This is a genomic window from Flavobacterium sp. (assembly GCF_013823965.1).
GTDB lineage: Bacteria > Bacteroidota > Bacteroidia > Flavobacteriales > Flavobacteriaceae > Flavobacterium.
This window is the reverse complement of sequence record NZ_PNNA01000092.1, coordinates 1-23,667: the sequence shown is the minus strand read 5'-3', so window position 1 is coordinate 23,667 and position 23,667 is coordinate 1. Positions and strand designations below refer to the sequence as shown.

The window sequence follows — 23,667 nt, the reverse complement described above, 5'->3', positions numbered from 1 at the left end:
TACAAATCTGGTGTTTATAAAAAATAAAACATCTGATTTGTAGATGGTTGTAATTGTTTTAACAATTGGGTTTATATATATTGATAGTAAAAATTCTTTATTTAAAGAGATTAATAAGCAACAAATATCAATATTGGTATTATTTTGACTAAAGTTTGCGTATAATATAAGGCTAAACTAATTGTGTAAAAAAAAATACAGTTTAAGTCTTAAGTGCTTATTTTGATTGTTAAAAAAAATCTTAATAATTTATTAAATCCAAAAAATATCGTAATAATGAATGTAATAGTTGATTTAATAGTTTTTTCTCTTCAAAAATCAGGTGGTGTTTCAGTTTATTGGCAAGAAATAATTAATAGAATATTAATTCAATCTGATTGTAAGCATTTATTTATTGAGAAAAATGATAAGACAGAAAATTTTTTTAGAAAGGAATTAAAAATTCAAGAAAATCATATTGTTAAAGAGAAAACAGGATTATTTAACTACTTGTCAAGGTATAGAGAAATCAATTTAGAAACAAATAATAAGAGTTTTATTTTTCATTCTTCATATTATAGAACTTTGAGTAAAGTTGTAAAGAAAAATAATAGGGTTAAAGAAATTGTTACTGTACATGACTTTACTTATGAGCATTATAGTAGAGGTTTAAAAAAATGGGTGCATTGCTATCAAAAGAAAAAAGCGATTGGGGCGGCTGATGTTGTAATATGCATTTCAGAAAACACAAAAAGAGATTTGTTACATTTCTATCCGCAATTTTCAAATAAAGATATAAGGGTTGTTCATAATGGTGTTTCTTTGGATTATTTTAGAATACAGGAATTAGAATATGAAAATAATTCTTCTTTTTTTTTATTTGTTGGTTCTAGGGCAGATTATAAGAATTTTGATTTTACAGTAAAAGCGATAGCTCAATCAAAAAAATATTCATTGAAGATTGTTGGTGGTAATTTAAGAGACAGGGAGATATTGTTTTTAAATGACTTAATTCCTGGGCGTTGGGAATTGTGTATGAATGTTAGTAATGAAGAGTTAAATATTCTCTATAACACTGCTTTTGCTCTACTTTATCCTTCATCTTATGAGGGATTTGGCATACCAATAGTTGAGGCTATGAAAGCGGGTTGTCCGTTTATTGCTTTAAATTGCTCTTCTATACCAGAAGTGGCTGGAAATGCTGGTTTTTTAATGGAGACATTAGATATGTCCTCTTTTAATGAAGCAGTTTTTTGTATTAAAAATGATAGAGAAGGAATAATAAAAAAAGGTTTTGTTCAAGCCAAAAAATTTTCTTGGGAAAAATGTTATCAAGAAATACTGGAAATTTACAAAGAAGTATACAAACAATTAATTTAAACATAGAAAATAAGATAATGAAAAAAGTAATCGTACTAGGGGGAGGAGGCTTTATAGGAGGTCACCTTGGAAAGAGATTGAAAAATGAGGGGTGTTATGTGAGAATCGCAGATATTAAAAATCATGAGTATTTTGAGCATCAAGATATTTGTAATGAATTTATTTTGGCTGATTTGCGTGATCCAAAAGCAGTTGAATTGGTTATCGGAGAAGGATATGACGAGGTATATCAATTGGCCGCAGATATGGGGGGGGCAGGTTATATTTTTACAGGTGACAATGATGCTAATGTAATGCATAATTCGGCACTTATCAATTTAAATGTGGTTCACGAGTGTGTTAAAAAGAATATTAAAAAAGTTTTTTATTCTTCTTCCGCCTGTATGTATCCTGAGCATAATCAATTAGATCCGGATAACCCAAATTGTGAAGAATCATCTGCGTATCCTGCTAATCCGGATTCAGAGTATGGTTGGGAGAAATTATTTAGTGAGCGTTTGTATTTTGCATTTAATAGAAATTATAAATTAGATGTAAGAGTGGCAAGATTTCATAATATTTTTGGGCCACTGGGGACATGGAATGGAGGAAAAGAAAAAGCGCCGGCTGCCATGTTAAGAAAAGCGGCAGAAACAGATGAAGGAGGGGCTTTCGAAGTATGGGGAGATGGTTTGCAAACAAGAAGTTTTCTTTATGTTGACGAATGTATTGAGGCAGTTTTAAGATTGATGGAAAGTGATTTTTTAGGACCTGTAAATATTGGATCTGATGAAATGGTAACGATTAATCAATTAGCTGAGATGGCTATAAGAATTAGTACAAAGAAGATTGAAATTAAAAATATTACGGGAAATGAATTTATTCACAAATATGGATTTAAATGTCCTGAGGGTGTAAGAGGAAGAAATTCAGATAACAAACTTTATGAAGAAAAAGTGGGGTGGAGAGTGTCAGAACCACTCGAGAAGGGGATGATAAAAACTTTTTACTGGATCAATGATCAAGTTAAAAAATCTAAAAACTTATAATACTAAAAAAGGAAATCTAAAGGGGTTAGCTATAAATTTCATTAGATTTCTCCACTTATAATCAATACTTTTGAGAAGTACAAAAATCAATAATGAATAATAAAATATTAATTTTAAATCATATATTTTGGCCTGATAAAATTAACACCGCTAGACATATTTCTGAGCTTTCAGAAGAGTTAGTTACCAGAGGTTGGGATGTGACCGCAATAGTAGGGAACAGATATTATGTAAATCATAAACATACAATAACACCAAAAAAAGGCATCTGGAAAGGTGTTAAATACAGGAGAATTTATATACCGCCTTTCAATCAAAAACAGGATATTCAAAGATTAATTACTTCATTTTGGTTGGTTTTTTCTTGGGTTGTTCGATTGCCTTTTATGGGTCGTTATGATGCAATTATCATTGGGACGAATCCTCCTTTTGTTTATTTGTTAGTACCCTTTGTTAAAGTATTTAAAAGGAAAACTAAAATTTTAATGTGGGGCTTTGATTTATATCCAGAGGCAATTATTGTTTCAAAAGGAAAGTCATTCAGTTTTTCGGGAAAAGTGTTAAAAAAAATTGCGAAATTCTGTTACAAAAAAATTGATGTTATTGTGGATATTGGTCCGTGTATGAGGGATATCTACAGACTCTATAATCATTCTGCAAAAGAAGAAACTTTACCCCCGTGGTCTTTTGTGGAACCAATTGAAATGTTGCAACCGCACGTTGAAACACGTCAAAAATTGTTTAAAAATGCAAACTTGACTTTGTTGTATACTGGAACAATTGGCAATGCTCACGAATTTGATAATTTTTTACAACTTGCAAGAGAATTAAAGCGAAGAAATGCTTCTGTTGGATTTTGTTTTGCTGGATTTGGAAATCGATTTGAAGATTTAAAATCTCAAATCGATAAAAATGATACAAATATAAGCTTTGCAGGTTTTGTTGAAACAGATCAAGAACTGGAAGAAAGGTTATCATCTGCAGATTTAATGTTAATCAGTTTAAAAGAGGAGTGGACAGGCGTTTCTGTTCCATCAAAATACTTTTCAGCATTAGCAATAGGGAAAGCAGTACTTTTTTCTGGAGCTGAGAATTCGGCTCTAAGTATTTGGACTAAAAAATACAATTTAGGTTTTCAGTTACAAAATAGTAATGTTAATGAGATAGCAAATGTTTTATGTGATATAGCCAACAATCCGGGAATGATTTTAAAAATGAAAGAAAATTCATTTAAAACTTATCAAGATTGTTTTTCCAAAAAAGTAATTTGTGATAAATGGTCTATCCTTTTAAAAAAGACTATCAATAATTTTTAATTTCTTGAAAATAAAGTTAGTGTATTATGGAGAAAATATTAATTACAGGAGCAAATGGTTTTTTGGGTAAATTGATTTTTAACAAATTGTCAAATGTAAATATTCTTTTTAGTTTGTCCAGAACGTCAGGGGATTACATAATTTCTTTAGAAAATAAAGTCCCAGTCTTTAATCAGGATTTTACACTAGTTATTCACGCTGCAGGAAAGGCTCACTTTGTCCCTAAAACGGATGATGAAAAACGACAGTTTCATGAAGTGAATGTTGTTGGTACTGAAAATCTATTAAAAGGACTTGAAAAGGTAGGGGTGCCCAAACAGTTTGTTTTTATTAGTTCGGTTTCGGTTTATGGTCTGGAGTCTGGAACACAAATTGTGGAAGAGCACAAACTAGAAGCTAAAGACGCTTATGGTTTGAGTAAGATACAAGCAGAAGAATTAGTGACGAAATGGTGCATAAGGCATAATGTGGTTTGTACTATTTTGCGTTTACCATTATTGGTAGGTAAATGTCCTCCTGGAAATTTGGGGGAAATGATGAAGGCAATTGATAAAGGATGTTATTTCAATATAGGAGGAGGTAAAGCTAAAAAAAGTATGGTTTTGGCAGAAGATGTAGCCGAATTTGTTCCAAATGTTGCTAAAATAGGAGGGGTATTTAATCTCACAGATGGTTATAATCCGAGTTTTTTGGAATTGAGCAATGAAATTTCAAAACAAAAAGGAAAATCCAATCCTTTAAATTTGCCAATTTTTCTAGTAAAAATGTTAGGGTATTTAGGTGATTTGTTGGGGAACAAAGCTCCAATGAATTCGATAAGATTAAAAAAAATCACTTCCGATCTAACTTTCGATGATTCAAAAGCAAGAAAAGTTGCGGGGTGGAACCCTCGAAATGTCCTGGATTGGTTTGGTAAATAAATGAATAGTTCATTGTATTTACTTTGCACATAAAATAGATTGATATAATGGTTAAAGTTGTACTTATGACAGAAATAGACCGAGGATTGGATGATTTCCTAAAAGACTTATAGATTCAGTTCAATTTTGATAGGAATTAAATAAAAAATATGGTTTTTTATGTTTTATTAGTTGTTGTATTTGTCTGTTTTTTCCTTGTAGCTTATAAACATCCAACTACCGAAAAAGATGTTAGTTTGACTCTTTTGGGGATTATAATTCTGATTGGAGGGTTTAGAGATAGAATAGGATGGGATTATTATTCCTATACTAATTGGTATCTTAATGGAACTAGGGATGATGGTTTAGAATTTGGGTTCTTGGGGATTATGCAAGTCTTCAGGTATTTTAATTTAGATTATCATTTTCTTTTTTTCTTTTTTTCTTTTTTTACTTACCTTTTCGCTTATTTAGGAATCAGGAAGTATACCAAAAACAGTAGTCTTCCTATAGTCTTATATGTCTTGATTCCTGTTTTGTTTTTGTATTCTTTTACATATATGAGGCAATTCTTATCGGTTGCCATTGCTTTTTATGCTTTTAGTTTTTTATTGGATAAAAAGTACCTTGGTTATTTTTTATTGATGTTTGTTGGGACTTCAATTCATTACAGCTGTTTGATTCCTTTTTTCTTTTTTTTAATAGTGCATAAATGGGGAATTTTTGTAAAAAGCTATTATTTATACTTACTAATGGGAGCTACCTTTATTATGGGGCAAGTAGGTATTATTCATTGGTTGGGTTTGCTTTTCAAGGATTCTCATTATCTGCTTTACGTTTCCACCAAACTTGCTGTTTCAGTTCCTTTGTTAAAGTTGTTGGTAATTAATACAATGGGTTTTTTGGTGATTAATTATTATGATAAATATGGATTTCAAAATCACAATCAAAAATATTTGTTGTTACTTTACGTAAGTTCCATACTTATTCTTAATCTATTTTCAGAATCAACCGAATTAACTAGGCTTTATATTTATTTTAGAATTTTTGAAATTCTTCTTGTGGCCGAACTTATATATGTTGCACTGGAAAACAAACGATTTTGGTTTATGAGTTTTGTATGTTGCTTTTATCTGTTACCTTATTTTAGAGCAATTAATATAGATTATGAAAGAGCTCCTGAAAATTTAAAATTGATTCCATACAAATCATTATTGTTTAAAAAGACTGAAATTGATGATTAATAAATAATTTTTAGGAAAAGAGACACTCTTTATTCCGAATAAACATAACATTATCAAAAAAACATTCGAATCATTTAAACTAAAATGAACTATATAATTATCGCTTTTATCCTTTTTTTTCTAGAGCTTGTTTATTTCAAGATAGCCAACAAATACAATATCATAGATAAACCCAATCATCGTTCGTCCCACTCCAAGATTACCATTAGAGGAGGAGGAATTATTTTTCCATTTGCCATCGGTATTGCTTTTTTCTTGGAATATGTTGGCTGGGCATTAACTTTGGCTGTCCTTTTGGTGGCTATAGTGAGTTTTATTGACGACATAAAGCCTTTGTCGCAGTTGCCGCGCTTTGGTTCCCATGTCCTTGCGGTCTTGTTGGTTGCTTATGGGCTGCATCTCTTTCAGGATGCCTTTTGGGTATTGCCATTGGTATTCGTTTTGTTTATTGGATGGATTAATGCCTTCAATTTTATGGACGGCATCAACGGCATAATGGTATTGTATGCTTTGGTAGCCATTGCCAGTTTTTCTGTTTTGCCCATTCACGAAACGAGTATGCCTTTGTTGATTACCATGGGATTGTCTTGCGGGATATTTGGTTTTTTTAATGTTCGCCAAAAGGCAAAAACTTTTGCAGGGGATGTGGGAAGTATAAGTATGGCGGTGCTTTTGGGTTATTTTTTGTTTAAAACAATTGTTGAGACGGGGCAATTGGGGTATATTCTTTTTTTCTCTATTTATGGTATTGATGCCGGCATCACCATCTTTTACAGGATTATAAAAAGAGAAAATATTTTGGAAGCCCATCGCTCCCATTTATATCAGTACCTAGCCAATGAACTAGGTCGTTCCCATATCCATATTTCTGTTATTTATGCAGTACTGCAATTATTGGTAAATTTGATTGTTGTTTATTTGGATAGGAAAGGTTATTTGACAATGGCTGTTTCATTATTTATTTTACTGGTGTTAACATCCATTTATTTGGGAGTTCGAACTATTGTAGTGCAAAAAATGGCTTTTATGGACAGAATTTAGAGTTTCATCTTTTTTATGTTGACTTCTAATTATATATGTGTAAATAGATATAAATAAGAAATTGAAGAACAAAATTTAAAAAAAATAATTATTGTTATTTTTGCTTTTTAAGGTTAGGATTAACCATTATTTTCAATGACGATGAATTTAGAAAAAACATTTATAAAAGACTTGGTGATTCTAGCGCCAGCCGTATTCGAAGACGAAAGAGGCTACTTTTTTGAGGCCTACAACAAAAGTAAATTTGCCGATTTGGGAATCCACATCGATTTTGTGCAAGACAACCAATCTTTTTCCAAAAAAGGAACCTTGAGAGGGTTGCATTACCAAAATCTTGCTTTTGCCCAAACCAAATTGGTTCGTGTACTCCAAGGAGAAATAATGGACGTGGCGGTAGATTTGCGAAAAGATTCTCCCACTTTCGGAAAACATTTCGGCATCTTGTTGTCATCGGAAAACAAAAAACAATTGCTGGTTCCTCAGGGATTTGCCCACGGATTCTCGGTGTTGAGCGAAACAGCCGTGGTACTTTACAAGTGCGACAATTATTACAACAAACAAAGCGAAGGCGGAATTCGTTATGACGATGCTTCACTAAATATCGATTGGGGAATGGATTTGGCAGCAGCCATTGTTTCCGAAAAAGACGCCGTTTTACCTGATTTCGCCCATTGTAATTCCCAATTTTAATGAAACATCCATAACAATGGCTCTTGATGCACAATGGGATGATTATGGGTGTTCCCCATCTGACCAATAAAAAAAATTAGTACAAACAGATGAAAAAAATACTAGTAACAGGAGCCAACGGACAGTTGGGTTCGGAAATAAAAGAATTGGCGGGTAATTATCCCGACTTTGATTTTATTTTTACCGACATAGCCGATTTTCCTTTGGATAAAACCGAGGAAATAAAGGCCAATTTCAATCGCATTAAACCCGATGTTGTCATCAATTGTGCCGCTTATACTGCGGTGGATAAAGCAGAGGAGGACCAAATTACCGCCGATGCCATCAATCATTTGGCCATTGCCACATTGGCCAGTTTATGCAACGAATCCCGGGCAAAGTTGATACATATTTCCACCGATTATGTTTTTGACGGAACTTCACCCATTGCCTATAAAGAAGATGACCTGCCCAATCCCAAAAGCGTCTACGGAGCCACAAAATTGGCGGGCGAAACCGCTTGTTTGAAAAATTGTCCGGAGAGCATCATCATTAGAACGGCTTGGGTGTATTCTGAATTTGGAAACAATTTCGTAAAAACGATGTTGCGGTTAATGACCGAAAGAGACCACTTGGGCGTAGTCAATGACCAGATAGGGTCGCCCACTTATGCGGCCGATTTGGCACAGGTGATTTTAACCATTTTAGACAGCAATAAATGGGAGCCCGGTATTTATCATTATTCCAACGAAGGGGAGATCAGCTGGTTTGATTTTGCAATGGACATCAAAGAAATTGCACATAAATCCTGTGAAATAAAAGGAATTCCAGCTTCGAGTTATCCAACACCTGCCGAAAGACCCGCTTATTCCTTGTTGGACAAATCAAAGATCAAAGAGGTTTACGGAATAGTTCCCGTGGATTATAAAACAAGTCTCAAAATCATGATGGCTAGATTAGAAAAATAGTTTTCGGTTATCGGTTATCGGTTGTCAGTTGTGTGTTATCCGTTGTCTGTTACAACCGGTAACCTAAAACCTAGAACCGATAACCGAAAACTGAAAACTGAAAACTGAAAATCGAAAAAACTATGAAAGGAATAATATTAGCCGGAGGATCCGGTACCCGATTGCACCCGTTGACTTTGGCGATGAGCAAGCAAATGATGCCTGTTTATGACAAACCCATGATTTATTATCCTTTGTCTACCTTGATGATGGCCGGGATTCACGAAATATTGATTATTTCGACACCGCATGATTTGCCTAATTTCAAAAAATTGTTGGGCGATGGAGCCACTATTGGTTGCCAATTTAGTTATGCCGAGCAAGCTGTTCCCAATGGGTTGGCCCAAGCTTTCGTGATTGGCGAAGAATTCATAGGAAAGGACAGTGTGGCCTTGGTTTTGGGGGACAATATTTTCTTTGGCTCCACGATGGACGAGTTGTTGCAGTCGAATACCAATCCGGTGGGAGGAGTCGTTTTTGCTTACCACGTTTCGGATCCGGAGCGTTATGGTGTGGTGGAGTTCGACGAGAATTTGAAAGCCCTTTCGATTGAAGAAAAACCATTGGAACCCAAATCAAATTATGCCGTTCCGGGTTTGTATTTTTATGACAATTCGGTGGTGGAAATCGCCAAAAACATCAAGCCAAGTGCTCGAGGTGAATATGAAATTACCGATATAAATAAAGTGTATCTGGAAAAAGGCGCTTTAAAAGTGGGAATTTTGAACCGGGGTACTGCTTGGTTGGATACGGGAACTTTTAACAGCTTGATGCAAGCCGGACAATTTGTGCAGGTTCTCGAAGAAAGACAAGGGTTGAAAGTGGGGTGCATAGAAGAAATTGCTTGGCGCCAAGGATTTATAAGCAGCGATCAATTAAAGGCCATAGCCGAGCCATTGATAAAATCGGGTTATGGCAATTATTTACTTCAATTGTTGAAATATAAAATATAAAATACCGTTCAATAAAGAGTTTCAGTTTAATTTCAACCACAAATGCTGCTAATTTTAATGGATGGATTGGGTGCTACTAAATCAGGGGATGCTAGTGCTTATTGCATTTTTTTGTATTTCCAAAAAAAGGGTTGATGCCTCTTCTGGGTTTCGTGGGGAAAGAAAAACAGAAAGTGTTGAAAAGGGAAGTAAATCGTCTTAGGACTCAAAAAAGCGTCATACGACTGGTTTTTTTTGCTTTTTGTCGGCGTATTTGAAATGTTTTTTTAGGAAAGCATGTTTCCGGGCTATTAATTTGTATTTTTGCTTTCCATGAAATTAAAAAAGAATATTTTTGATTAATGTCGAAAAAGAAGTTGGACCATGAGTGTTTTAAAATATTTTTCTAGAGCTAATTTAAAATTTAGCATTCATAATTTGAGTTATTTGCCAAGATGGATCATTGTCTTGATAGATGTTTCAGTTTTGATAACGGCTTTTTCTTTGACCTATCTCATGTTCAATGGAACAGGACTCGATTATATCATCACGACGCATGTCCTGACATTTATTGGGTTGTTTTTTGGGATAAATATATTCTTCTTTTGGCTCTTTAGGACCTATTCCGGGATCATTAGGCACTCCTCATACATAGACGCCGTAAAGATTTTGTTCTCGCAAACGTCTGTTTTGGTTTTCTTCCTTTTTTTTAATTTTATTTTTGAGTTGCTTTTCAAGGAAAAAGCGTTTTTGAACACGGCTCTTTTCATCAACATAGTGCTTTCTTTTTGTGGCTTGTTTTTGTATCGTGTGGTAGTGAAACAAACTTTTGAACTCTATTTCATGGAAAAGGCTGACCACAACTTGATAAAAGCCATCATTTATGGAACGGATGCCAATGCCATATCGGTAGCCAATGCCTTAAAGTTTGAGACGCCTTCCCGTTTTAAAATTGTGGCCTTTGTGGACAAGAACAACCAGAATGCTTCCAAACGAATGTTGGATTTGCCCATATTGGTCCAAAGAAAAAAATTGCCGGCTTTAATGCGTTCCGTTGGTGCCGAGGGAATCGTTATCGCGGACAAAGGGTTGTCAAAAGAAGAAAAATTGGCTATTATTGACCAATGTTTGGAATTTAATTACAAAGTATATACGATACCTTCCGTTTCGGATTGGGAAAATCAAAAGGAAATTTCCCAAAAAGTAAAAAACATACAAATTGAAGATTTACTCGAGCGAGAACCCATTGTTTTGGACAGTAAATCGATCTCAAAACAGCTGAAGGACAAAACCATTATGGTTACTGGTGCCGCGGGTTCCATAGGAAGCGAAATTGTGAGGCAAATTTTAAGTTTCAGTCCCAAAAAAGTGATCATATTGGATCAGGCCGAAACGCCTTTGCATCACATCAGTTTAGAAGTGGAGTGCATCAAGTCACGAACAATCATACATTCTGTCATTACTGATATAAGGAATAAAGGAGCCTTGGAAAAAGTATTCAAGCAATACCGTCCCCAAATGGTATACCATGCTGCTGCCTACAAACACGTGCCCTTGATGGAAGAAAATCCCTCCCAGGCCATTCTGACCAATGTGGACGGAACAAAAAACCTGGCTGATTTAGCCTGTCAATACGGTGTCAAGAAATTTGTGATGATATCAACGGACAAAGCCGTGAATCCTAGCAATGTCATGGGGGCAAGTAAACGAATTGCCGAAAAGTATGTGCAATCCCTACACCTGAAATGCAAAGAAAACAATGAATTGTATGCCACCAAGTTTATCACGACCCGTTTTGGAAATGTGTTGGGGTCCAATGGTTCCGTAGTGCCTTTGTTTTCAAAGCAAATTGCCGATGGTGGCCCTATTACCATCACGCATCCCGACATCATCCGCTATTTCATGACCATTCCGGAAGCCTGCCAACTGGTGCTTGAGGCGGGTTCGATGGGCAATGGTGGCGAAATTTATATTTTCGACATGGGAAAACCGGTCAAGATTATGGATTTGGCTAAAAAGATGATAAAGTTGGCAGGATTTATCCCCGACAGGGACATTAAAATAAAGGTGGTGGGTTTGAGACCAGGAGAAAAATTGTATGAAGAATTGCTCAACGACACCTCAAAAACGTTGCCTACTTATCACGAAAAAATCATGATTGCCCAAGAATTGCAAATAGAGTTTGAGGACTTGCATGCCCATATCGAAGAGCTCATAGGTATCGCCAGTTTCTTTGACAATGACGACATCGTCGCGAAAATGAAAAAAATTGTACCCGAATTCATAAGCATGAATTCCACTTTTACGGAATTGGACAAATAATTATATTCGCTGGTAGAGCATAAAAAAAGTGTACGGGAAAGGATTTTCTTTGTACACTTTTTTTATGAAGCCTTAAAGTTTATTCTGTTTTAATTCAATAGTTTTGCGGAGAGGTCAAGAGGTTGGTCCTACAGTCTAAAAAATTGGTTGTTCGCCATGGTTTCTTTCAAGGGAGCCAAATCCTTCAGTTTTACTTTTTGGACAAAAGCGGCTATGTGATTGTCGTGATGCACATCGGAGCCCACAAAGTCATACATGCCTTTTTGGAGCAATCTCTCCGCAATCTTGGCAATTCCATCACCATAATACCCAACAACGGCCAATAAATTCAACTGGAATAAGCAGCCCGCTTTTTTTAATTTTTGGTATTCCTCAAAATTATGGTGGTAAAACAAATAGCGCTCCGGATGGGCCAAAACGGGAATGTAACCGGCCACCTGTAAATCGAATAAAATGGAGTACAATTGGATGGGTGCGTTGATGTAGGACATTTCAACCAGTACATACTGGTCTTTGAGGGGCAATAAATCACCGGTCTTGAAAAGTTGCACAAAATGGTCGTCCATCATGTACTCGGCGGCGGCACGAAAAGGAATCGTGATTTGGTTCTTTTCCAGTGCAATTAGGACTGCAGCTTCCTTAGCCTTGATGAGGTCAGGAGTGTTGTCCCAAACATGTTCGATGATGTGTGGGGTCGTAATCAATTGCGAGATTCCAAAACCCTGAAGCGCTTTGACCAGCCTCAGCGTGTCGTCAAATTTTCGGGCACCATCGTCGATACCCCACAAAAGATGGGAATGAATATCCACGTGGTTGTCGGGAATTAAATCCTGGAGAACCGGTTTTGATTTGAAAAAGTGTAACATTGTGCAAAGGTAAATAATTTGGTGTTGATTTCGTACACCGACGAAGCGGATTCGCTATCAAAATCAAGACTGTTTTTGGTATGTTAGAGTTAATTGTACTGTTGTTGATATGTTTATTTTTGCGAAAATTTGTGTAATTTGTGGTTAAAGAGAATCATGCTTTTTAAAAGCGAATGTCCTGTGACTTGTCCTAAAATAATTATACAGGTTATTTTAATTGTTATATTTGCCAAGAGCAAGCGAAGCATTCCTGATTTAATTGTCAATAAATGGTTTCCGCCTTGTTCGCCAGAGTGAATCTAGCCCATACCCATGAACAATACCGAAAATAGAGAACAAGACTGGTTGTTTGAAATAACGCCCAAAAACAAATTCTTCTCGCTGAACCTCAAGGAGGTCTGGCAATACCGCGATTTGCTGCTGCTGTTCGTGAAACGCGACGTGGTGACGGTTTACAAACAAACGGTATTGGGGCCTTTGTGGTATTTGATCCAGCCCTTGTTTACCTCGGTGACATTTACCATCATTTTCAACACAGTGGCTGGAATCCACACCGGAAGCGTGCCGCCGTTTTTGTTCAACTTGGCAGGTATCACGGTTTGGAATTATTTTACGGCCTGCTTGGGTGGCACTTCCGACACCTTCAAGGCCAATGCCAATATTTTTGGCAAGGTATATTTTCCCAGAATCATAACGCCTTTGTCGGTGGTGATTTCCAATTTAATCAAGTTTGGCATCCAGTTTTTTATTTTTGTTGCTTTTTACCTGTTCTTTTATCTCAAAGGCGCTTCCCTGGATTTGACCATATTCGTCTTGTTTTTTCCCCTTTTGATTGCCTTGATGGGCATCCTCGGACTCGGTTTGGGAATGTTGATTTCCTCGATGGTCACCAAATACAGGGACTTGAGCTATTTGATAGGTTTTGGTGTGCAATTGCTGATGTACCTCTCGGCCGTCATGTATCCGATGGCCTTGATCAAGGACAAAATGCCTGATTACGCTTGGTTGGTACAGTACAATCCCCTGGCTTACATTATAGAAACCGCCCGTTTCATGCTCTTGGGTGTCGGAACCGTTTCAATTTGGGGCTTGGTTTATACCGTTGGCATCACCGTTCTGGTTTTTTTCTTGGGATTGCTGGTTTTCAACAAGACGGAGAAGAGTTTTATAGATACGGTGTAGGAGTTGGGTTCTAGGTTTTGGGTTTTGGGGAGGAAAGCGTAAGTATCCCGTAAGTATCCCCTACTTTGACCCTAAGTGTCTTAGTGTTTTCGGTTATCTGTTATCGGTTATCTGTTTTCTGTTATTGTTAACCGTTTAACTGTTTAATCGCTTAAATGGCGTAACCGATTAACCTTCTCTTGAAAGACATCAGCCCTAAAACCCAAACTTATATGTCCTTAAATGCCTTATATTGTTTAAAAAAAGTTTTGCCATATAAGGCATATAAGTTTCATATAAGAAAAAAGATTAGTTTGTATGTTTTCGGTTATCTGTTATCTGTTATCTGTTATTGTTTAAAAAAAGTTTCACCATATAAGGCATATAAGTTTCATTTAAGAAAAAATAAAATAACTTTGTGGCATAGCGCAAAATGGTTACGCTGTTTAATCGATTAAATGCTGTAACCGATTGACCACATAACCGATTAACCAAATAACCCCAATTGAAAGACATCATCCTCAAAGCCGAAAACATCTCCAAACAATACCGCCTAGGTCAGGTAGGAACCGGTACGCTTAGTCACGACCTGAACCGTTGGTGGCATCAGTTGCGGGGCAAAGAAGATCCTTATCTTAAAATTGGCGACACCAACGACCGGAGCACCAAAGGCGAGAGCGATTACGTTTGGGCACTCCAAGATATTAATTTTGAAGTGGAACGGGGCGAAGTCCTGGGCATCATTGGCAAAAACGGAGCGGGAAAATCTACTTTGCTGAAAATATTGTCCAAGGTTACTGCACCCACCACCGGCAGTATTAAATGTAGGGGGCGTATTGCTTCCTTGCTGGAAGTGGGCACAGGTTTTAACGGCGAAATGACGGGGCGCGAAAACATCTTTTTGAACGGCGCCATCCTGGGAATGACCAAAAAAGAAATAGCCTCCAAGATAGACGAGATTATCGCCTTCTCGGGTTGCGAGCGCTATATAGACACCCCCGTAAAACGCTACTCTAGTGGTATGACCGTGCGACTGGCTTTTGCCGTAGCGGCTTTCCTCGAACCCGAAATATTGGTGATAGACGAGGTTTTGGCCGTGGGCGATGCCGAGTTCCAGAAAAAAGCCATTGGCAAGATGCAGGATATTTCTAAGCAAGGAGGTAGGACTATTTTGTTTGTGAGCCATGATTTAAGTGCAATAAGCACATTGACAAAAAAGACAATTGTTTTGTCAAATGGTAAAATTGTAGCTTTTGAAGAAACAAATAAATCAATTGCTATATATTCTTCTATGGATAGTTTATCAAATGTTTTTACACAAGATTGTTTGTTGAATAAACCAACGGTAACTAAAGTTAAAATTTCACCTTCCGAGGGCGGAACTTTACAAGGAAGTAATAAACCATTTAGTATTGACTTTGAAGTAACAATGCCTAACAAGGATATGGAAAATATGGCATTATCTTTTCAGATTTTGAATCATTTGCAAGTTCCTGTTTTATATGATTATATTTTTGATATTAATACTGAAATTTGCAGGTCAAAAGGGGTGAATCGTCTTTCATTTACATATCCTAAATTAGCACTTTATAAAGGAAATTATAACGTTATGGTTCATTTAGCCGAAACAAAAACAAAAACAAAATTTCAAGAATTTAATTGTTGCTCATTTGAAGTAGAAATGATTGAAATGAAAGAACCGGAATGGGGATGGCAGAAAAATGTTTGTCAATATTTGGATGAAGGTAGTTGGGAATATTAATGGTTATTAAATTGTATTTTAATGATAAATAATGTTGAGAAATACATAAATGATTGGTTTATTAATATAAAACCAGAAAAAATGTTATTCTCGTTTTATATAATTAGAAAATCATTATTGGAGGCTGTTACTGAGTTGAAACCTAAATTACATGGTAGTGTTCTTGATCTTGCTTGTGGTGTTATGCCATATAAAGAGTTTCTCAAGAGTAGTTTGGTTGAAGAATATATAGGCATAGATCTAGAGCCAACAGAATATCATTACGATGTAAAACCAGATTATTATTGGGATGGAAAAAATATTCCCCTTGGTGATGCTTCTGTTAATTTTGTAATTGCTACCGAATTTTTGGAGCATTATTTTGATACTAATCACATTTTAAAAGAAATAAAAAGAGTTTTGAAACCTGGCGGGGTTTTCTTTTTTACAGTGCCGAGTATATGGCCACTTCACGAAGTTCCATATGATTATCATAGATTTACACCGTATGCTTTGGATGAGCATTTTAAAAAATCTGAATTTTCTTCATGGGAGGTTAAGCCTTTAGGAGGATTTCATTATAATCTCGCCTTATCATTAGCTTTGTGGAATGATTATAGTTTATCTGGAAAATATAAAAAAATCATTAAACCTTTTTTAAATGTTTTTTTGAAATATTTGATTAAGAAAGATAATAAAGCTTTAGTTTTTAAAAATGGGCAAATGTATTCAGGTTTATATGGTTTTGTAGTCAAGTAATTTTTGTAGTCAAGTAATTAATATAATGTGTTCAATAGAATATTATGAATCCAATTTTATCCATAATAATACCTTGTTACAATTCGGAATCTACTTTAGAATCTACTTTGGAGTCAGTGATTAGTCAAGATTTTCAAGATTGGGAAGCCATTATAATCAACGATGGTTCTACTGATACTACCGAAGAGATAGCTTTGAGATGGGTAGAAAAGGATAAGAGATTTAGATATTTTGCCAAACCAAATGAGGGTTTGGGTAAAACCAGAAATTTTGGTATTGAAAGGTCTAATGGAGAATATATTTTACCCTTGGATTCAGACAATCAATTGATGAAAGATTTTACTCAAGAGGCAATTGCTGTTTTTGAAAAGAATCAAGATATTGGAGTTGTTTATGGAGATGCGGAATATTTTGGAGAGAAAATAGGTCTTTGGGAAGTTGCCGAATATGATCTTAAAAAGATATTAGCAAATAATTATATTGATGCTTGTGCTATTTTTAGAAAAAAGGTATGGGCTGCAGTTGATGGTTATGATGAAAATATCCCACATCAAGGTCATGAAGATTGGGAGTTTTGGATTGCTTTGGGAGTTTTAAATGTTAAATTTCATCATTTAAATAAAATCACTTTCAAATATTTTGTTTCTAAAGATTCTATGATTAGATCGTATACTTTTGAAATGTTGCTTTTGAACTATGATTATATATCTAATAAATATAGTAAACAATATCAAAAATTTTATAGGGATGTATATTTATCATTTGAAAAGAATGAAATAAAATATGACAATAATTTAAAAAGTGAGAAGTTTGTAATTGATCTCTTCTTCAGTACCTTTTTTGGTTTTTCTATATTCGGATTGTATAAAATAAAAAAGAATTAATGCTGGCTATTGTAATACCATATTACAAGTACACTTTTTTTGAAGAAACCTTAAAGTCCCTGACAAATCAAACGGATAAGCGATTTAAAGTTTATATTGGTGATGATGCCAGTCCAGAAAATCCTTCAGATTTATTAAAAAAATATAAGGGAAAGTTTGATTTTGTGTATCATCGATTTGAAAAAAATTTGGGAGGAACTTCGTTAACTCAACAGTGGGAGCGGTGTATAGCATTGTCTGGTAATGAAGAATGGATCATGATTTTGGGGGATGATGATGTGTTGGGAGAAAATGTGGTAGAGGCTTTTTACAGGAATTTGGAAGAAATAAAATTAGTTTCAAATGTAGTGCGTTTCGCCAGTTGCAAGATTGATGGTAAAGGAATAATGATGTCTTCAGTTTATCATCATCCTAGGTTGGAGTCTTCTGTGGAGTTTTTTTTTAGAGGAGTTCGAAGTTCATTAAGCGAGTATGTTTTTAATAAAGAAAAAATATTGGACATAGGCTTCAAGAATTTTCCTTTAGGATGGATGTCAGATGTATTGGCTGTTTTGGAATTTTCCAATTTCAAAAATGTTTATTCCATAAATGAAGCGTTGGTTTATGTCCGAACATCAAATTTAAATATTTCAGGTAGGCAGGATAATCTAAAACAAAAAGGAAAAGCATACTTTTGTTTTCATTTATATTTATTAACCCAAAAACATAATTTTTTTACTGAACTTCAAAAGAAGGAATTATTGTCAAGAATAAGCAGGAGTTTTTTAAATAATAAAAAACAGTTGGGTTTGTTTTTTGAAATTTCAAAAATTTATCTAAATAATTTTTTAGTTGCTGATTATTATAGGTTTTTAAAATCCATAGTTATAATTATATTTCAAAAAGAATGCGAATAGGATACAATCCACATAAGGATCAGCCACAAGAACAATGCGAATATCTTCATCAGATTGTAATACCCGTTTATATTCCTAATTTGGAAGGCTATTTCAAAGATAGTTTCCGTATTTTTCAGCTTTGTTTGGAGTCGCTATTTTCTACTATTCACGATAAAACGTTTGTTACCATTGTCAATAATGGCAGTGGGGATTTTGTAAAGGATTATCTGAATAAATTATTGAAAGAAAATAAAATTCAAGAATTGATTCATACACAAAACATTGGTAAACTTAATGCTATACTAAAAGGTTTGGTCGGGAATGAGATAGAATTAGTTACTATTTCAGATGCAGATGTGTTGTTTCTTCCCAATTGGCAAAAAGAAACAACAAAAATATTTGCACAAGTCCCTCAAGCAGGAGTAGTGGGTATAGTTCCACAATTCAAGACTTATGAATCTAATTGTGGCACTGTGATTTTTGATAATTTATTTAACAGTAAATTAAAATTTATTCCAGTTAAAAACAGAAAGGCCTTAATTAATTTTTATGACAGTATTGGCTGGACATGGGAATATAATAAAGATTATTTGAAGTATAATTTAGCATTGGAGATAAATATTGATTTAACAGTTTTAATTGGTTCTGGACATTTTGTGGCTACTTACAAAAAAGATATGTTTCAGGAAATCATAATCTATTTGGGGTATAAATTAGGAGGATGCAGTGAAGGATATTTAGATAAAGCACCCCTTAAAAAGGGATATTGGCGGTTAACTACTTATGATAATTATGCTTACCATATGGGGAATACTTTTGAGGATTGGATGAAAGTTGAACCATCGCTAGAGAAGGATAAAGAATTTCCATATTCAAATTTCAGTAAAAGTAAAACAGTTAATAGTGTTAGCTATTTCATTAAAAACAGACTTTTTGTAAAATTTATTTCGATAAAGTGGTTGGTCAAATTATTTGTAAAATGGAAAGGATTGCCACAAGAAATGATTGAGAAATATTAAAGAAAATACGTGCTAGATTCGTTGTTGCATATTTAATTGGAACGCAAAAAACATAAATTTAGATAAATTTTGAATGAATATTTAATTTTAAAAATGGTAAGCATAAACAAATTTATAAATTTCAAACGATTAGATTTAAAAAATACAATTATAGTGTTCTGTTATTTTATAAAAAAAACTTTTAATATTAGACCCAACCTGAAAGAACGTAGCGTTTATAATTATTATAATTATTTGATAGACTTAAATGGAACTCTTATTGAAGAAACACAAAACTATTATGTGACAGATTTTAAAAACACCATTAACAAAAGAATAAAAATCAGAAAAAAACCTTCAAGTGATTTCCAAGTTTTTATACAGGTTTTTTCAATTCAAGAATACCTTCCCGTTGTAAATGCTTACTATAATAATTTTAAAAATAAAGAGAATAGGTCATTAAATATTATTGATGCGGGAAGTAATATTGGATTAACTTCTTTGTTCTTTTTGGATCATTTTCAAAATGCTGCCATTATATGTATAGAACCTGAACCCGAAAATTTTAAAATACTAGAATTTAATTTGGATAATGTCAAAAATAGTAAAGCTATAATAATTAATGGAGCAATCTGGAGTTCTAATTGTAAAATTAAAATTTTAAATGATTTTAGAGATCAATTAAATTGGTCTTTTAGGGTAGAAGAAACTGATCAGGCAGATGCCATAACTGCTTACTCTATTAATCAATTAATCGCAGACAACAATTTTGAAATAGTGGATATTTTAAAAATAGACATTGAAGGATCCGAAAAACAAATTTTTACTCATCCATCATCGAATTTAGATTTTTTGAAAATTACAAAATGTATTGCTATTGAAATTCATGATGAATTTGATTGTAGAGAAGCAATAAATAGGGTTCTTATTGAATATGGCTTTGTTTTGTTCAACGAAGGGGAATTAACCATTGGGATCAATCAAAAATTAAAATAATTATACTGTCCTCTGATATGAATATGACTCCCAAAATAACCGTTTTATTACCCGTGTACAATTGCGAATTGTATATAAAAACGGCTGTTGAAAGTATTTTGAATCAAACTTTTACTGATTTTGAATTTTTGATTATAGATGATGCCTCAACGGATACCACTGTTGCTATTCTGAAAAAAATTGTAGATCCCCGCATTCAACTGATCCAAAAATCAGTAAATTCTGGTTACACACAAAGTTTGAATTATGGGTTGCAAATTGCCAAGGGGCAATACATCGCCCGAATGGACGGTGACGACATCAGCTATCCGGAGCGTTTTGCCAAACAAGTAGCCTATTTGGACGCTCATACCGAGGTGGTAGTTTGTGGAACCAATCACAAAATTGTGGGTAATGTTAAGCTAATTACGCTTCCCCTAAGTAATGAGGCTATAAAAATTGGATTACTTTGGGGCAACCGTATTCCGCATTCGTCAGCAATGATTAGAAAAAAAATATTGGAAGACTATGGCATACAATACGATACCGCCACAGAACCGGCGGAGGATTACCATATGTGGATTCAATTGCTGGCTTTCGGAAAACTGTACAACCTGCCCGAAGTGCTATTAGAATACAGAGTCTATAACAATCAAGTGTCTAGAAAACGAGCTGAAGAACAGAAGAAAAGTGATATTGCTGCCAAATTTAGAATGTTTCAGTATCTACATATAGCGTGGAATCCTGTTGAAAGGGAGTTTTTAGAGCGGCAATTTGGCAAAACCGAACTGGTTTCCTTTCAAGACCTAAAGATTTTCAAAGGCATACAAAAGAAATTGGCTATTGCCAACAGCACACTTGGCTTTTTTGAATCTAATTTGTTTAATCAATATCTCATTGATTTAGAAGTGGATGTTCTAAGAAAATGTTTTTTAAAACAAAAGCGCTATTCACTTCTCATATATTTTGAATATCTATTGGCTAAATACAAATGGAAAGCTCAATTGCCTTTCAGGCAAGAATTGAAATTAGGATTGAAATCATTAATGCTATGGAAGACTCAGCGATTCAAACCAAAAACGAATCCTGCAATGACTACAAAGCACTAAAACAATGTAAATGACAAAGCCAGATTTTTCCATACTCATCACCACCAAAAATCGACTACACGATTTGATTTTTACCTTGGATAAAATTAAATATTTACTGGATAAGGAGGATGTAGTATGTCTGATTTGTGATGATGGTTCTACTGATGGAACCTTTGAATTTTTAAGCCTAAATTACCCCAAAATTATGCTCATTCAAAATTCAAAAAGTGAAGGTTTGATTTATAGCCGGAATCGATTGATGGGTTTAGTCACAACCGAATTTGCCATATCATTAGACGATGACGCTCATTTTCTTACTGATAATCCATTAGCATCCATCCGAAACTATTTTGATGCGTATAAGAATTGCGGGCTGCTCGCTTTAGGAATTTTTTGGGGATTGGCAGCACCAAGTATCTCAGTTTATTCAGATAAACCACATCGAGTTCAGGGATTTGTGGGTTGTGCCCATGTCTGGCGGATGAAAGCCTGGCAGGATATCCCCAATTATCCCAATTGGTTTGTTTTTTATGGGGAGGAAAATTTTGCTTCGTATCAATTGTTTAAAAAGCATTGGGACATTTACTATTTGCCTGAGGTTTTGGTGCATCATCGGGTGGATATTAGGGCACGGAAACAGCACAAGGATTATATCGAAAGACAACGTCGTTCGTTGCGTTCGGGTTGGTATTTGTTTTTCTTGTTTTATCCTTATCGCGAAATACCTCGAAAAATGGCCTATTCGCTTTGGATACAGTTCAAAAACAAAGTATTTCAAGGCGATTTCAAAGCCTTAAAAGCTATTGTATTGGCTTTATTCGACTTGATTTGGAATTTTCCTAAAATCTTAAAAAACAGTAACCGCTTGACCAGGAAAGAATATGAAGATTATAACAATCTTTCTGAAACCAAAATTTATTGGAAACCCGAAAAATAGTTCTTCAATAGTATTAAACGTGCAAATTAAAAATAACAGTTTAAATTTGCACAGTTTCACGATAACAAGAGTTTAATTGTTTGGTTTGTAGTTGTTTGTTGGCCTTTTTGAAATATTTATTTTAGAACTAATGGCTATTGTAAAGGAAACCAGAAATAATAGCTATTTTTGATACGAACAAGAACGAAATCTAACTATGTCGTCAAAAAAAATATTACCCTATATCATCGCCGAAATCGGCCAAGCACACGAAGGCAGTCTAGGTATTTTATATTCCTATATTGATGCCCTTGCCAGAACAGGTGTCGATGCCGTTAAGTTTCAATTGCACATTGCCGAGGCAGAAAGCAGTGAACACGAACCTTTCCGTGTCCAGTTTTCATTGGAAGACCAAACCCGATTCGATTATTGGAAACGGATGGGTTTTTCATTGGAACAATGGAAAGGAATTAAAGCACATTGTGATGCCGTGGGACTTGATTTTATTTGTTCCCCTTTCAGTAATTTGGCAGTCGATTGGCTGGAAGAAATAGGAGTGGAGCAATACAAAATAGGTTCGGGTGAAGTGAATAATTTCTTGATTTTGGAAAAAATTGCCCAAACCGGCAAGCCCGTGATTTTGTCTTCGGGGATGAGTTCTTATGCCGAGTTAGACCAAACCGTGGCATTTTTAAAAGAAAGAAAGGTCGGTTTTTCTATCTTGCAATGCACCACCGCTTATCCCACCCAACCCGAACAATTTGGTTTGAACGTGATCCAGGAATTGAAAAAAAGATATAATGTGCCCATAGGGTTTTCAGACCATTCCGCCAAAATAGAAACCTGTATCGCAGCGACTGCTTTGGGAGCTAATATCCTCGAATTTCATATTGTTTTTGACAGGCAACTATTTGGCCCCGATTCAAAGTCTTCTTTGACCATTCCGGAAACCAAGGATTTAGTAATTGCCGTTCGGAACATAGCCACTGCTTTGTCCCATCCTGTTGATAAAAATAATGGGGAAACTTTTTCTTCGCTCAAGCAAATCTTTGAAAAGTCATTGGCAGTCAACAAGGATTTACCCCAGAATCACGTTCTGGCTTTTGATGATTTGGAATCCAAAAAACCCAAAGGTTTTGGGATTGATGCTTCCCGTTTCCAGGAAATAATTGGAAAAACCCTGAATAGAGATTTAAAGAAATGGGATTTTTTGAATGAAGAGGATATTGTTTGATAACTAGGTCTTCGACCCTTCGGTAAAAACTCAGGGCAGGCTCAGCTCAGACTGACAGCCGTAGTAAAAAAAAACATAATTAGAAGCACGATGTCACGCTGAGCCTGTCGAAGCTCTTTTATGAAACAAACGTTATTGTGTAAAAAGTCTTCAACCCTTCGGTAAAAACTCAGGGCAGGCTCAGCTCAGACTGACAGTTGTGGTAATAACACAATTAGAAAAACAATGTCAAGCTGAGCCTGTCGAAGCGCTTTTATGAAACAAACGTTATTGTGTAAAAGGTCTTCAACCCTTCGGTAAAAACTCAGGGCAGGCTCAGCTCAGACTGACAGTTGTGGTAATAACAC

General features: G+C 34.9%; 21 protein-coding genes. 20 read left to right on the top strand and 1 reads right to left on the bottom strand.

Annotation, left to right across the window (positions count from 1 at the left end; genetic code table 11):
* Window positions 1–276: 276 nt before the first annotated feature.
* The 10 genes from C0430_RS10635 to C0430_RS10590 all read left to right on the top strand — a co-directional run bounded on the left by C0430_RS10635 (window position 277) and on the right by C0430_RS10590 (window position 11,817).
* Entirely contained in the window at window positions 277–1,359 is a 1,083-nt protein-coding gene (locus tag C0430_RS10635; RefSeq protein WP_290869520.1) for a glycosyltransferase family 1 protein, read from the top strand.
* A gap of 17 nt (window positions 1,360–1,376) precedes the next feature.
* Window positions 1,377–2,387 carry an NAD-dependent epimerase/dehydratase family protein gene (locus tag C0430_RS10630; protein WP_290869517.1) on the top strand — a complete coding sequence of 337 codons (1,011 nt, stop codon included), beginning with the start codon at window positions 1,377–1,379 and terminating at the stop codon, window positions 2,385–2,387.
* 92 nt (window positions 2,388–2,479) lie between these two features.
* Window positions 2,480–3,703, top strand: coding sequence for a glycosyltransferase family 4 protein (locus C0430_RS10625; protein WP_290869513.1), 1,224 nt, complete (start codon window positions 2,480–2,482; stop codon window positions 3,701–3,703).
* A gap of 26 nt (window positions 3,704–3,729) precedes the next feature.
* Entirely contained in the window at window positions 3,730–4,623 is an 894-nt protein-coding gene (locus C0430_RS10620) for an NAD-dependent epimerase/dehydratase family protein (RefSeq protein WP_290869510.1), read from the top strand.
* 149 nt (window positions 4,624–4,772) lie between these two features.
* Window positions 4,773–5,846 carry an EpsG family protein gene (locus C0430_RS10615; RefSeq protein ID WP_290869506.1) on the top strand — a complete coding sequence of 358 codons (1,074 nt, stop codon included), beginning with the start codon at window positions 4,773–4,775 and terminating at the stop codon, window positions 5,844–5,846.
* Between the two features lie 84 nt (window positions 5,847–5,930).
* Window positions 5,931–6,887, top strand: a complete 957-nt coding sequence (locus tag C0430_RS10610) for a UDP-GlcNAc--UDP-phosphate GlcNAc-1-phosphate transferase (RefSeq protein ID WP_290869503.1) — start codon at window positions 5,931–5,933, stop codon at window positions 6,885–6,887.
* A gap of 141 nt (window positions 6,888–7,028) precedes the next feature.
* A complete protein-coding gene (rfbC, locus tag C0430_RS10605; protein WP_290869500.1) occupies window positions 7,029–7,577 on the top strand; it encodes a dTDP-4-dehydrorhamnose 3,5-epimerase in 549 nt (182 codons plus the stop codon).
* An 89-nt stretch (window positions 7,578–7,666) separates the two neighbouring features.
* Window positions 7,667–8,524, top strand: a complete 858-nt coding sequence (rfbD, locus tag C0430_RS10600) for a dTDP-4-dehydrorhamnose reductase (RefSeq protein WP_290869497.1) — start codon at window positions 7,667–7,669, stop codon at window positions 8,522–8,524.
* A 122-nt stretch (window positions 8,525–8,646) separates the two neighbouring features.
* A complete protein-coding gene (rfbA, locus tag C0430_RS10595) occupies window positions 8,647–9,516 on the top strand; it encodes a glucose-1-phosphate thymidylyltransferase RfbA (protein WP_290869494.1) in 870 nt (289 codons plus the stop codon).
* 363 nt (window positions 9,517–9,879) lie between these two features.
* On the top strand, window positions 9,880–11,817 hold the full coding sequence (locus tag C0430_RS10590) for a nucleoside-diphosphate sugar epimerase/dehydratase (RefSeq protein WP_290869491.1): 1,938 nt from the start codon (window positions 9,880–9,882) through the stop codon (window positions 11,815–11,817).
* A 128-nt stretch (window positions 11,818–11,945) separates the two neighbouring features.
* Here the strand turns inward: C0430_RS10590 and C0430_RS10585 are convergent, their stop codons facing one another.
* Complete coding sequence (locus C0430_RS10585; RefSeq protein WP_290869488.1) at window positions 11,946–12,683, bottom strand: CpsB/CapC family capsule biosynthesis tyrosine phosphatase; 738 nt, start codon at window positions 12,681–12,683, stop codon at window positions 11,946–11,948.
* 312 nt (window positions 12,684–12,995) lie between these two features.
* On the opposite strand from C0430_RS10585, the gene C0430_RS10580 reads away from it, so the two are divergent.
* The 10 genes from C0430_RS10580 (at window position 12,996) to C0430_RS10535 (ending at window position 23,320) form a co-directional block, all read left to right on the top strand.
* Window positions 12,996–13,865 carry an ABC transporter permease gene (locus tag C0430_RS10580; RefSeq protein ID WP_290869485.1) on the top strand — a complete coding sequence of 290 codons (870 nt, stop codon included), beginning with the start codon at window positions 12,996–12,998 and terminating at the stop codon, window positions 13,863–13,865.
* A 484-nt stretch (window positions 13,866–14,349) separates the two neighbouring features.
* The gene (locus C0430_RS10575) at window positions 14,350–15,606 is read left to right on the top strand and encodes an ABC transporter ATP-binding protein (protein ID WP_290869482.1); all 1,257 of its coding nucleotides are present in this window, start codon (window positions 14,350–14,352) and stop codon (window positions 15,604–15,606) included.
* A gap of 21 nt (window positions 15,607–15,627) precedes the next feature.
* Window positions 15,628–16,344 (top strand): bifunctional 2-polyprenyl-6-hydroxyphenol methylase/3-demethylubiquinol 3-O-methyltransferase UbiG, encoded by a 717-nt coding sequence (locus tag C0430_RS10570; RefSeq protein WP_290869479.1) that lies wholly within the window; start codon window positions 15,628–15,630, stop codon window positions 16,342–16,344.
* Window positions 16,345–16,388: 44 nt separating this feature from the next.
* Window positions 16,389–17,228 (top strand): glycosyltransferase, encoded by an 840-nt coding sequence (locus C0430_RS10565; protein WP_290869476.1) that lies wholly within the window; start codon window positions 16,389–16,391, stop codon window positions 17,226–17,228.
* Window positions 17,228–18,124: a glycosyltransferase family 2 protein gene (locus C0430_RS10560; RefSeq protein WP_290869473.1), complete on the top strand. Its 897-nt coding sequence runs from the start codon at window positions 17,228–17,230 to the stop codon at window positions 18,122–18,124. Before C0430_RS10565 ends, C0430_RS10560 begins: the two co-directional genes overlap by 1 nt.
* Entirely contained in the window at window positions 18,115–19,125 is a 1,011-nt protein-coding gene (locus tag C0430_RS10555; RefSeq protein ID WP_290869471.1) for a glycosyltransferase family A protein, read from the top strand. Before C0430_RS10560 ends, C0430_RS10555 begins: the two co-directional genes overlap by 10 nt.
* 93 nt (window positions 19,126–19,218) lie before the next feature.
* Window positions 19,219–20,100: an FkbM family methyltransferase gene (locus C0430_RS10550; protein WP_290869467.1), complete on the top strand. Its 882-nt coding sequence runs from the start codon at window positions 19,219–19,221 to the stop codon at window positions 20,098–20,100.
* A gap of 23 nt (window positions 20,101–20,123) precedes the next feature.
* Complete coding sequence (locus C0430_RS10545) at window positions 20,124–21,188, top strand: glycosyltransferase family 2 protein (protein ID WP_290869464.1); 1,065 nt, start codon at window positions 20,124–20,126, stop codon at window positions 21,186–21,188.
* A gap of 10 nt (window positions 21,189–21,198) precedes the next feature.
* Window positions 21,199–22,107: a glycosyltransferase gene (locus C0430_RS10540; RefSeq protein WP_290869461.1), complete on the top strand. Its 909-nt coding sequence runs from the start codon at window positions 21,199–21,201 to the stop codon at window positions 22,105–22,107.
* A 196-nt stretch (window positions 22,108–22,303) separates the two neighbouring features.
* Window positions 22,304–23,320 (top strand): N-acetylneuraminate synthase family protein, encoded by a 1,017-nt coding sequence (locus C0430_RS10535; RefSeq protein WP_290869458.1) that lies wholly within the window; start codon window positions 22,304–22,306, stop codon window positions 23,318–23,320.
* Window positions 23,321–23,667 lie beyond the last annotated feature (347 nt).

Coding starts and splice junctions, on each gene's coding strand:
- C0430_RS10635 (WP_290869520.1), top strand. CDS start 277: ATGAATGTAATAGTTGATTTAATAGTTTTTTCTCTTCAAAAATCAGGT.
- C0430_RS10630 (WP_290869517.1), top strand. CDS start 1,377: ATGAAAAAAGTAATCGTACTAGGGGGAGGAGGCTTTATAGGAGGTCAC.
- C0430_RS10625 (WP_290869513.1), top strand. CDS start 2,480: ATGAATAATAAAATATTAATTTTAAATCATATATTTTGGCCTGATAAA.
- C0430_RS10620 (WP_290869510.1), top strand. CDS start 3,730: ATGGAGAAAATATTAATTACAGGAGCAAATGGTTTTTTGGGTAAATTG.
- C0430_RS10615 (WP_290869506.1), top strand. CDS start 4,773: ATGGTTTTTTATGTTTTATTAGTTGTTGTATTTGTCTGTTTTTTCCTT.
- C0430_RS10610 (WP_290869503.1), top strand. CDS start 5,931: ATGAACTATATAATTATCGCTTTTATCCTTTTTTTTCTAGAGCTTGTT.
- rfbC (WP_290869500.1), top strand. CDS start 7,029: ATGAATTTAGAAAAAACATTTATAAAAGACTTGGTGATTCTAGCGCCA.
- rfbD (WP_290869497.1), top strand. CDS start 7,667: ATGAAAAAAATACTAGTAACAGGAGCCAACGGACAGTTGGGTTCGGAA.
- rfbA (WP_290869494.1), top strand. CDS start 8,647: ATGAAAGGAATAATATTAGCCGGAGGATCCGGTACCCGATTGCACCCG.
- C0430_RS10590 (WP_290869491.1), top strand. CDS start 9,880: ATGAGTGTTTTAAAATATTTTTCTAGAGCTAATTTAAAATTTAGCATT.
- C0430_RS10585 (WP_290869488.1), bottom strand. CDS start 12,683: ATGTTACACTTTTTCAAATCAAAACCGGTTCTCCAGGATTTAATTCCC.
- C0430_RS10580 (WP_290869485.1), top strand. CDS start 12,996: ATGAACAATACCGAAAATAGAGAACAAGACTGGTTGTTTGAAATAACG.
- C0430_RS10570 (WP_290869479.1), top strand. CDS start 15,628: ATGATAAATAATGTTGAGAAATACATAAATGATTGGTTTATTAATATA.
- C0430_RS10565 (WP_290869476.1), top strand. CDS start 16,389: ATGAATCCAATTTTATCCATAATAATACCTTGTTACAATTCGGAATCT.
- C0430_RS10560 (WP_290869473.1), top strand. CDS start 17,228: ATGCTGGCTATTGTAATACCATATTACAAGTACACTTTTTTTGAAGAA.
- C0430_RS10555 (WP_290869471.1), top strand. CDS start 18,115: ATGCGAATAGGATACAATCCACATAAGGATCAGCCACAAGAACAATGC.
- C0430_RS10550 (WP_290869467.1), top strand. CDS start 19,219: ATGGTAAGCATAAACAAATTTATAAATTTCAAACGATTAGATTTAAAA.
- C0430_RS10545 (WP_290869464.1), top strand. CDS start 20,124: ATGACTCCCAAAATAACCGTTTTATTACCCGTGTACAATTGCGAATTG.
- C0430_RS10540 (WP_290869461.1), top strand. CDS start 21,199: ATGACAAAGCCAGATTTTTCCATACTCATCACCACCAAAAATCGACTA.
- C0430_RS10535 (WP_290869458.1), top strand. CDS start 22,304: ATGTCGTCAAAAAAAATATTACCCTATATCATCGCCGAAATCGGCCAA.